The following is a 7,545-nucleotide window of genomic DNA, read 5'->3' as shown; positions in this document are numbered from 1 at the left end:
TGGTCGAGTCCGCCGTCGGCATCGAGGAAGCCAACCATATCGCCAAGGCCCAGGGTGCGTTCCGGCTGGCCTTCGGCTCCGGTGACTTCCGCCGCGACACCGGCATGGCGGCCACCCCGGAGGCGATGGCCTACCCGCGCGCCAAGCTCGTCGTTGCCAGCCGCGTCGGCAACCTGCCCGGGCCGATCGACGGCCCCACGGTCGGCACCAACCACCCGATCCTGCGCGAGCAGACCGGCATCACGGTGATGATGGGCATGACCGGCAAGCTCTGCCTCGCGATCGACCAGACCAGCGTCATCAACGAGGTCATCAGCCCGACGCCGTCGGACGTCGCCTGGGCCACCGACTTCATGGCCGACTTCGAGGCCAACGGCCGCGTCATCCGGGACGGCTCTGACCTGCCGCGCCTGGGCCGCGCCGAAAAGATCATGAAGCTCGCGGTAGCCTTTGGGGTGCAGCCGGCCCTGTAGCCGGTTCCCGGCCCCAGCAAGGAGACCCCGTGACCGATACCCGCTATCTGGTCCACGGGGTCTTTTGGGATGGTCCGCAGCCGGCCTCACCGGTTCCTGGGCAGCCCGACGCCGGCCGTGCCGTCCTGCGGTTGCAGGACCCCGCGGGTGCGTTCACCGAACTGGCGCTCGACGCCGGAACGCGCCTCGGTTTCCGGCTCGTCTCCCGGGGGAAGCACTGCCTGGGCCACCACAAAGTGCACGGTCCCGCGGACCGGGACCACGTGGTCTGTCCGGACCGGGCCACGGCCGCCCGGGGCAGCCAGTGCGGGCCGTGCTTCGCCGTCGACGATTCGCGGCTGATCCATGACTTCCACCGCGGCGGCCGCGTCCCGCCGGGGCTGCGCGCCTACCTGATGCAACCGCACTGGCTTTACGTCGCGACCTTCGCTAATGGCGCCAGCAAGGTGGGCACCGCCTCGAACCTGCGTAAATGGCACCGGCTCGCCGAGCAGGGCGCCGTCGTGGCCCGCTACGTCGCCCGCGCCGACGACGGGCGGGTGGTCAGGGTCCTGGAGGATCTGGTCACGCGCGACGCCGGGCTGCCGCAACAGGTCCGCTCGGCGGCGAAGGCCGCCGGGCTCACCGCGCCGCCGCCCGCCGCGGCACTGGACGCCCTGAACGGCCGGCTCGCGGCCGGAGTCCGGAACCTGCTGGGCGGTGCCGGCATGGAAGGCTTCGAGGTCGTGGACGAACGGTGGCCGCGTCCCGCGCTGGCCGACGCGGCCTGCACCCCGGCCGCCCGGCACGCCTACCCGCACGACCTCGGCTCGGACGCCCACGGCTTCCGGATCGCGTCGCTGAGCGGCAGCGTCGCGCTGGCCCGGCTCGACGGTGCCGACCTTGAATTCGTCGTCAACCTCGGCGAGCTGAAAGCGCGGACCATCGAGCTTGGCGACCACGGCTCCGAGGTCCCCGCCGTCCAGGAGCCATTGTTCTGAGGCCGGATTCGCCTCTCGACGGCGTGTGCAGGGGTCCCCGGTAGACTGGCACGGTGCTGAACGAATTCTGGGCGACCGCGTCAACCACCTACAAGGTGCTTGTTTTCAGCGCCATGGGCCTGATCGCCACAGGCATCATCCTCAATCTGGTCGGCAACAACACGGGCAACCAAGGCCTGGCCCTGGCCTCGCTGGCCGTCATCGGCCTCGGTCTCATCCTGCACATCGCCGGGATCGTGGTCCGCGGCCAGACAATCCGGAAAAACCTCAAGCGCTAGCGGCGGCGTTACGCACCACGTGGCTGCGGGCGTGCTCCACGGCCTCCGGCAGACTGGCGAACAAATGCTTGTGGTGCCGCAGCGAGCGGATCACGCCCACATTGGTCACCAGGTCCAGATGCTGCGGCTGGACGCCCTTGAGCAGCACCGTGACGCCGCGCAGCTCCAGCGCCGAGATGACATCGACCAGCGTGTGGGCCCCGGTCGCGTCGAGCATCCGGACCTGCGAGAGCCGGATGATCGCGACCTGGATGTCCTTGACCTGGCTGATCTCCTGCAGGACCCGCTCCGCGGCCCCGAAGAACATGGCGCCGTCGAGCCGGAAGATGGCGATGTGCCTGTCACCGGGGACGGCCGGGCCCGGGATGTCTTCGCGCTGCACCCCGCTGAGCGAGGCGAACTTGCGCAGCGTGAACACGGCCGCCGCGACCAGCCCGATCTCGATCGCCACGATCAGGTCGAACGCCACGGTGATCAGTGCTGTCAGGACAAAGACGAAGGCGTCGGCCCGGGTGGAGCGCATCACCGCCGCCACGGTCTGCCGTGAGACCATGCGGGTGGCCGTGACCATCAGGATTCCGGCCAGGACCGCCAGCGGTATCCTGCCCACCAGGCCCGCCGCCACGTAGATGATGGCCAGCAGCACGAGGGCGTGGACGATCGCCGAAAGCCGGGTCTTCGCCCCGGAGCGGACGTTGACGGCGGTCCGGGCGATCGCGCCCGTGGCCGGCATGCCGCCGAAGAACCCCGCCGCCACCGACGCCAGGCCCTGGCCGGTGAGTTCGCGGTCCGGGCTGTAGGTGCCGGTGGGCCGGCCGTCGGGGCCGACCATGCCGGCCGCCACCCGGGCGGACAGCAGCGATTCGATGGCCGCGAGCGTGGCGATGGAGACGGCCGGCATCAGCAGGCCCCCCAGCACCGACGGGTCCAGTGCCGGCAGGGACGGTGCGGCGAGGGAATGCGGCAGCGAGCCGATCCGCGGAATCTGCAGGTCCAGGAGTTCGGCCGCCACGGTGGCCAGCAGCACGGCGGCCAGGCTGGCGGGGATGGCCTTGTTCAGCCGGGGCAGCAGGAGCATCACGGCGGCGACGCCCGCCACGATGGCCAGGGTCTGCAGCACCGTGGGCGCCGTGGCCCTGGCGGCGCTTTCGACGGCGGCCAGCACGGTGTTGTGGCCCGGTATCCCCTCGGTGCCGGTGGCCATCGGCACCTGCTGCAGGAAGATGATGGCGGCGATGCCCAGGGTGAAGCCCTCCACGACGGGCCACGGGATGAACGCGACCGCCCGGCCCAGGCCGCTGATGCCGAGGATGATGACCAGCAGCCCGGCCATCACGGAGACCAGGGCGATGCTGCCGGCGCCGTGCGCGGCGACCACGGGGGCCAGGACCACCACCATCGCGCCCGTGGGCCCGGAAACCTGGACGTGGGAGCCGCCCATGACGGCGGCCACCAGTCCCGCGACCACCGCCGTGATGAGCCCCGCCTCGGCACCCACCCCGGAACTCACCCCGAAGGCGAGGGCCAGCGGCAGGGCCACGATGCCCACCGTGATCCCGGAGAGCACATCCGTCCGCCACGAGCCGCGCAGCCCGTCGTAGTCGCGGCGGGAGGGCAGGAACCGGGTGAGGTAGCCCCGGGCGCCGCGGGCCGCCGTCGTAGCCGTCGCGGCGGTCACGAGGCGGAACCCTGGAGGTGCGCGGCCGGCAGTTCCTGCGCGAGCCGGAGCTGTTCGCCCGAATCTGCCAGGCTGTCCAGCAGGAAGATCCGGGCAATGGCGAGCAGCTCGGCAATCTTCGGGTGGGCCAGCCGGTAGGTCACGGCGTTGGCGGTCCGGACCGAGGTCACCACCCGGTGCCGGCGCAGCGTGGCCAGGTGCTGGGACAGGTGGGAGGCCTCCAGGCCGGTCTCGGCCAGCAGGTAGCTGACCGGCGCCGAGGTGTCCGGGGCCGCCGCCAGCAGTTCCAGCACCCGGATCCGCGCCGGGTGGGCGAGGGCCTTGAACAGGTTGGCCTTGATTTCGTACAAGGGGGTCTGCGCTGCGGAAATCATGGCGGTCCTGCGCTCTCTTGGCCTGCGGCCGGGCACCGCCCGCGCCGTGGATTTATGAATTGATGTTTCCATCATATCGCTCGCGTGCAAGCGCCGCGGTGCCGTGTAACGGGGAAAGCCATCCGGAGGCAGGGCGCTAGGCTGGAACCATGACTATCAATCCGGATCTGCAGGGCCGCAGTTACCCTGCCGCAGAGGTGTACGACGTCGGCCGCGAGAAGATCCGCGAGTTCGCGCGCGCGGTCAAAGCCACCCACCCCGCCCACTTCGACGTGGACGCCGCCAAGGCCCTGGGTCACGGTGACCTCGTGGCCCCGCCCACCTTCGCGATCATCGTCGCGCAGCGCGCCGACGCGCAGCTGATCGAGGACCCGGATTCCGGCATCGACTTCTCCCGCGTGGTCCACGCCGACCAGCGCTTCGTCCACCACCGCCCGATCGTCGCCGGGGACCGGCTCGTGGCCGAGCTGCACGTCGACGGCGTCCGCGCCATGGGGGGAGGCGCCATGATCACCACCCGCTCCGAGATCTTCGCCCTCGCCGGCAGCGATGCGGCCGCCCCGCGTGAAGCCGTCGCCACCACCACCTCGTCCATTCTGGTCCGCGGAGAGGGACAGTAAGCCATGACCCCCACATTTTCAGAACTCACGGTCGGCCAGGACCTCGGCAGCCGCAGCATCGAGGTCACCCGCACAGACCTCGTCAAGTACGCCGGCGCCTCCGGTGACTTCAACCCGATCCACTGGAACGATGCCTTCGCCACCGGCGTCGGGCTCCCCGGCGTGATCGCCCACGGCATGTTCACGATGGGCGCCGCCGTCCAGCTCGTGACCGACTGGGCCGGCGACCCGGCCGCCGTCGTCGACTTCCAGACCCGCTTCAGCAAGCCGGTCCCGGTGTCCGACACCACCGGTACCCCGGACGCCGGCGCGGTGATCGAGGTCAGCGGCGCCATTGGGGCGCTCGACGCCGACGCGGGCACCGCCCGCGTGGACCTCACCGTCGTCGCAGGCGGGCAGAAGGTCCTCATGAAGGCCCAGGCCGTCGTCAGGCTGGCCTGACCGAATGATCCAGCAGTGAGGGTCCGTGTTGCCCAGTCCGCCGAGGTGACCCGGTGGCGCAACGCCGTCGTGGCGGCCTATGCCTTCAGCGGCATAGCCTTCGCCAGCTGGGTGTCCCGGCTGCCGGCCATCCGTGACGGACTCGACCTCACGCCCGGAAACGTCGGCCTGCTGCTGCTCTGCATGACGCTGGGCTCCTTCGTCTCGGTGTCCGCGTCCGGGCTGATCGTGCTGCGGTTCGGCTCCAAGCAGACCATCCGGATCGGCAGCATCATGGTGGGCGCCGGGCTGGTCCTCGCCGGGTTTGGGACGTCGGTCCTGGTCAACCCGCTGGCGGTCGCGGCGGGACTCGTGGTGGTTGGCCTCGGCACGGCCAGCTGGAACACGGCCTCCAACGTGGAAGGCGCCGCCGTCGAGCGCGCGGTGCGCCGGCACATCATGCCGCGGCTGCACGGCGCGTTCAGCCTGGGCACCGTCGCGGGCGCCGGCGCGGGGGCCTGGGCTGCCGGCGCCGGCGTGCCGGTCTTCTGGCACCTGGCCGCCGTCGGCCTGCTCGTCGCCGGTTCCGTAGCCACGGCCGCCAGCTGGTTCCGCGCCGACATCACCCCGCTCGAGGCCGAGAAGGACTTCACCCCGTCCGGGACGGACACCTTCGAGGATCCCTCCACCGGTCCGCTGCCCATCATCAGCCAGGTCACACAGGGCCCGGAAGAGCCGCTGGATAACAAACGGCAGATCGCGCAGGCCTGGCGGGACCGCCGGACCCTGCTGCTCGGCGTCCTGGTGCTCGGGCTCGCCCTGGCCGAGGGCGCGGCGGGGGACTGGGTGGCGCTGGCGCTTGCGGACGGGCACGGCCAGTCCGACGCCGCCGGAGCCGCCGGTTACGGTCTCTTCGTCACCTTCATGACCGTCGGCCGGTTTACCGGCACCCTGGTGCTGGACCGTTACGGCCGGGTCCCGGTGATGCGCTGGTGCGCGGCGCTGGCCGTGGCGGGACTTGGCCTGTTCGTCTTCGCGCCGGTTCCGTGGCTGGCGTACGTCGCCCTGGCCGTCTGGGGGCTGGGCGCCTCGCTGGGCTTCCCGGTAGGCATGTCCGCCGCCGCGGACGACCCCGTCAAGGCCGCCGCACGCGTCTCGGTGGTCTCCACGATCGGCTACGGGGCATTCCTCTGCGGACCGCCACTGCTCGGCCTGCTGGCCGAGCACGTCGGCATCCTGCACTCGCTGCTGGCCGTCATGGTGATGCTCGTCGTCAGCTTCCTGCTCTCCCCAGTGGCGCGCAAGGCCGCCTAGGCCCGGCCCTGCCGCCTTTCCGGGGACACGCCGAACCCGGCTAGGCTGGTGGGGTGACCCAGACACTGCTTTCCGCCCTGACCACGGCCGGCGTTGGCGGCCCCGCCGCCAACTACGTCGAAGCCCGCACCGAGGCGGAGATCATCGACGCCGTCCGCACGGCCGACGCCGCCGGCGAGCCGCTGCTGATCATCGGCGGGGGCTCCAACCTGCTGGTAGGCGACGAAGGCTTCCCCGGTACCGTGCTGAAGATCGCGTCCGAAGGATTCACCGTCAACGCCGAAGATTCCTGCGGCGGAGTCGCCGTCGTGGTCCAGGCCGGCCACAACTGGGACGCCCTTGTGGAGCATGCCGTTAAGCATGCCTGGTCCGGCATAGAGGCCCTCTCCGGGATCCCCGGCGCCACCGGCGCGACGCCGGTGCAGAACGTCGGGGCCTACGGCGCCGACGTCTCGCAGACCATTGCCGCGGTGCGCACCTGGGACCGCGAACGCAACGCCGTCCAGACGTTCACCAACTCGGAGCTGAAGTTCGGCTACCGCGACTCCATCCTCAAGCAGGCCACGGAGGGCGGGTCCCCCCGGTACGTGGTGCTGACGGTGGAATTCCAGCTGCCGCTGGGCCGGATGAGCGCTCCGATCCGCTACGCCGAACTGGCCAGGGCGCTCGGCGTCGAGGCCGGCCAGCGGGCCTACTCCAACGACGTCCGGCGCGAGGTGCTCCGGCTCCGAGCCTCCAAGGGCATGGTGCTGGACGCGGCGGACCGGGACACGTACTCCACGGGATCGTTCTTCACGAACCCGATCGTCTCCGCGGAGGTTGCCGCGGGGCTGCCCGCGGAGGCTCCCCGCTATCCGGGCGGTGCCGACGGGCTGACCAAGCTCTCCGCGGCCTGGCTGATCGACCAGGCCGGCTATGGAAAGGGCTTCGGACTGGAGCCCGGCAGCGTCTCCGGCGGCCGCGCCTCGCTGTCCACCAAGCACACCCTGGCCATCACCAACCGGGGCGGCGCCAGCGCGGCGGACCTGCTGGCGGTCGCCCGCGAGGTGCGCCGCGGCGTCCTCGAGCGCTTTGGCATCGAACTGCACCCCGAGCCATTGCTGATCGGCGTCGAGCTCTAAGGCAGAGCACCAGGCTGGCGCCTAGTTCCTGCCGCGGCGAGGGATCACCTTGCTGAAGAGCATGAAGGTGAAGCCGGACGCTGCGGCGCCCAGCAGGAAGACCTGGCAGAACGCCACGGACTGGGCGCTGGGCCCGCTCCGCAGCAGAAGCCCGGCGCAGGCGAACGCCACCGCTCCGGCCAGCAGCGCCAGCGAACCGAGCAGGAAACTGTGCACTGTGGCGGGAAACTCCGCGCCGGAGTCGTGGTCGGGTTCCCGGCGCTCGGGGTTCTGCAACGCAGAGGGCC

9 protein-coding genes and 1 pseudogene are annotated in these 7,545 nt (G+C 71.1%); 7 read left to right on the top strand and 3 right to left on the bottom strand.

Going from position 1 to position 7,545, the window contains the following annotated elements; all coding sequences use genetic code 11:
* From HNO80_RS17620 to HNO80_RS17610, 3 genes are all read left to right on the top strand, one after another.
* On the top strand, nucleotides 1–473 hold a 473-nt coding region (locus tag HNO80_RS17620; protein ID WP_502707883.1), incomplete at its 5' end, for an aldolase/citrate lyase/malate synthase family protein.
* Between the two features lie 29 nt (nucleotides 474–502).
* Nucleotides 503–1,453, top strand: coding sequence for a DUF2797 domain-containing protein (locus tag HNO80_RS17615; RefSeq protein WP_175324147.1), 951 nt, complete (start codon nucleotides 503–505; stop codon nucleotides 1,451–1,453).
* Nucleotides 1,454–1,506: 53 nt separating this feature from the next.
* Nucleotides 1,507–1,731 (top strand): DUF3188 domain-containing protein, encoded by a 225-nt coding sequence (locus HNO80_RS17610; protein ID WP_175324146.1) that lies wholly within the window; start codon nucleotides 1,507–1,509, stop codon nucleotides 1,729–1,731.
* On the opposite strand, the gene HNO80_RS17605 is transcribed toward HNO80_RS17610, so the two are convergent.
* Nucleotides 1,721–3,409: a SulP family inorganic anion transporter gene (locus tag HNO80_RS17605; protein ID WP_175324145.1), complete on the bottom strand. Its 1,689-nt coding sequence runs from the start codon at nucleotides 3,407–3,409 to the stop codon at nucleotides 1,721–1,723. The genes HNO80_RS17610 and HNO80_RS17605 overlap by 11 nt on opposite strands.
* On the bottom strand, nucleotides 3,406–3,783 hold the full coding sequence (locus tag HNO80_RS17600; protein ID WP_175324144.1) for an ArsR/SmtB family transcription factor: 378 nt from the start codon (nucleotides 3,781–3,783) through the stop codon (nucleotides 3,406–3,408). Before HNO80_RS17600 ends, HNO80_RS17605 begins: the two co-directional genes overlap by 4 nt.
* 149 nt (nucleotides 3,784–3,932) lie before the next feature.
* Here HNO80_RS17600 and HNO80_RS17595 point away from each other — a divergent pair, with 149 nt between their 5' ends.
* From HNO80_RS17595 to HNO80_RS17580, 4 genes are read left to right on the top strand one after another with little or no spacing between them, the layout of a single operon-like run.
* Nucleotides 3,933–4,403, top strand: coding sequence for an FAS1-like dehydratase domain-containing protein (locus tag HNO80_RS17595; protein WP_175324143.1), 471 nt, complete (start codon nucleotides 3,933–3,935; stop codon nucleotides 4,401–4,403).
* Nucleotides 4,404–4,406: 3 nt separating this feature from the next.
* Nucleotides 4,407–4,844: a MaoC family dehydratase gene (locus HNO80_RS17590; RefSeq protein WP_175324142.1), complete on the top strand. Its 438-nt coding sequence runs from the start codon at nucleotides 4,407–4,409 to the stop codon at nucleotides 4,842–4,844.
* Between the two features lie 15 nt (nucleotides 4,845–4,859).
* Complete coding sequence (locus tag HNO80_RS17585) at nucleotides 4,860–6,137, top strand: MFS transporter (RefSeq protein WP_349627394.1); 1,278 nt, start codon at nucleotides 4,860–4,862, stop codon at nucleotides 6,135–6,137.
* A gap of 53 nt (nucleotides 6,138–6,190) precedes the next feature.
* Nucleotides 6,191–7,258: a UDP-N-acetylmuramate dehydrogenase gene (locus HNO80_RS17580; RefSeq protein ID WP_175324141.1), complete on the top strand. Its 1,068-nt coding sequence runs from the start codon at nucleotides 6,191–6,193 to the stop codon at nucleotides 7,256–7,258.
* A 21-nt stretch (nucleotides 7,259–7,279) separates the two neighbouring features.
* Here the strand turns inward: HNO80_RS17580 and HNO80_RS17575 are convergent.
* A pseudogene (locus tag HNO80_RS17575) lies at nucleotides 7,280–7,545 on the bottom strand (hypothetical protein); the annotation flags it as partial.

It is taken from the genome of Arthrobacter sp. C9C5 (genome assembly GCF_013359735.1).
Taxonomy (GTDB): Bacteria; Actinomycetota; Actinomycetes; order Actinomycetales; family Micrococcaceae; genus Arthrobacter.
The sequence above is the reverse complement of the archived record's forward strand: the minus strand, read 5'-3'. Positions and strand labels throughout refer to the sequence as shown.

Excerpts from the sequence above, each read along its gene's own strand:
- HNO80_RS17600 (WP_175324144.1), bottom strand. The coding sequence starts at position 3,783 with ATGATTTCCGCAGCGCAGACCCCCTTGTACGAAATCAAGGCCAACCTG.
- HNO80_RS17595 (WP_175324143.1), top strand. The coding sequence starts at position 3,933 with ATGACTATCAATCCGGATCTGCAGGGCCGCAGTTACCCTGCCGCAGAG.
- HNO80_RS17590 (WP_175324142.1), top strand. The coding sequence starts at position 4,407 with ATGACCCCCACATTTTCAGAACTCACGGTCGGCCAGGACCTCGGCAGC.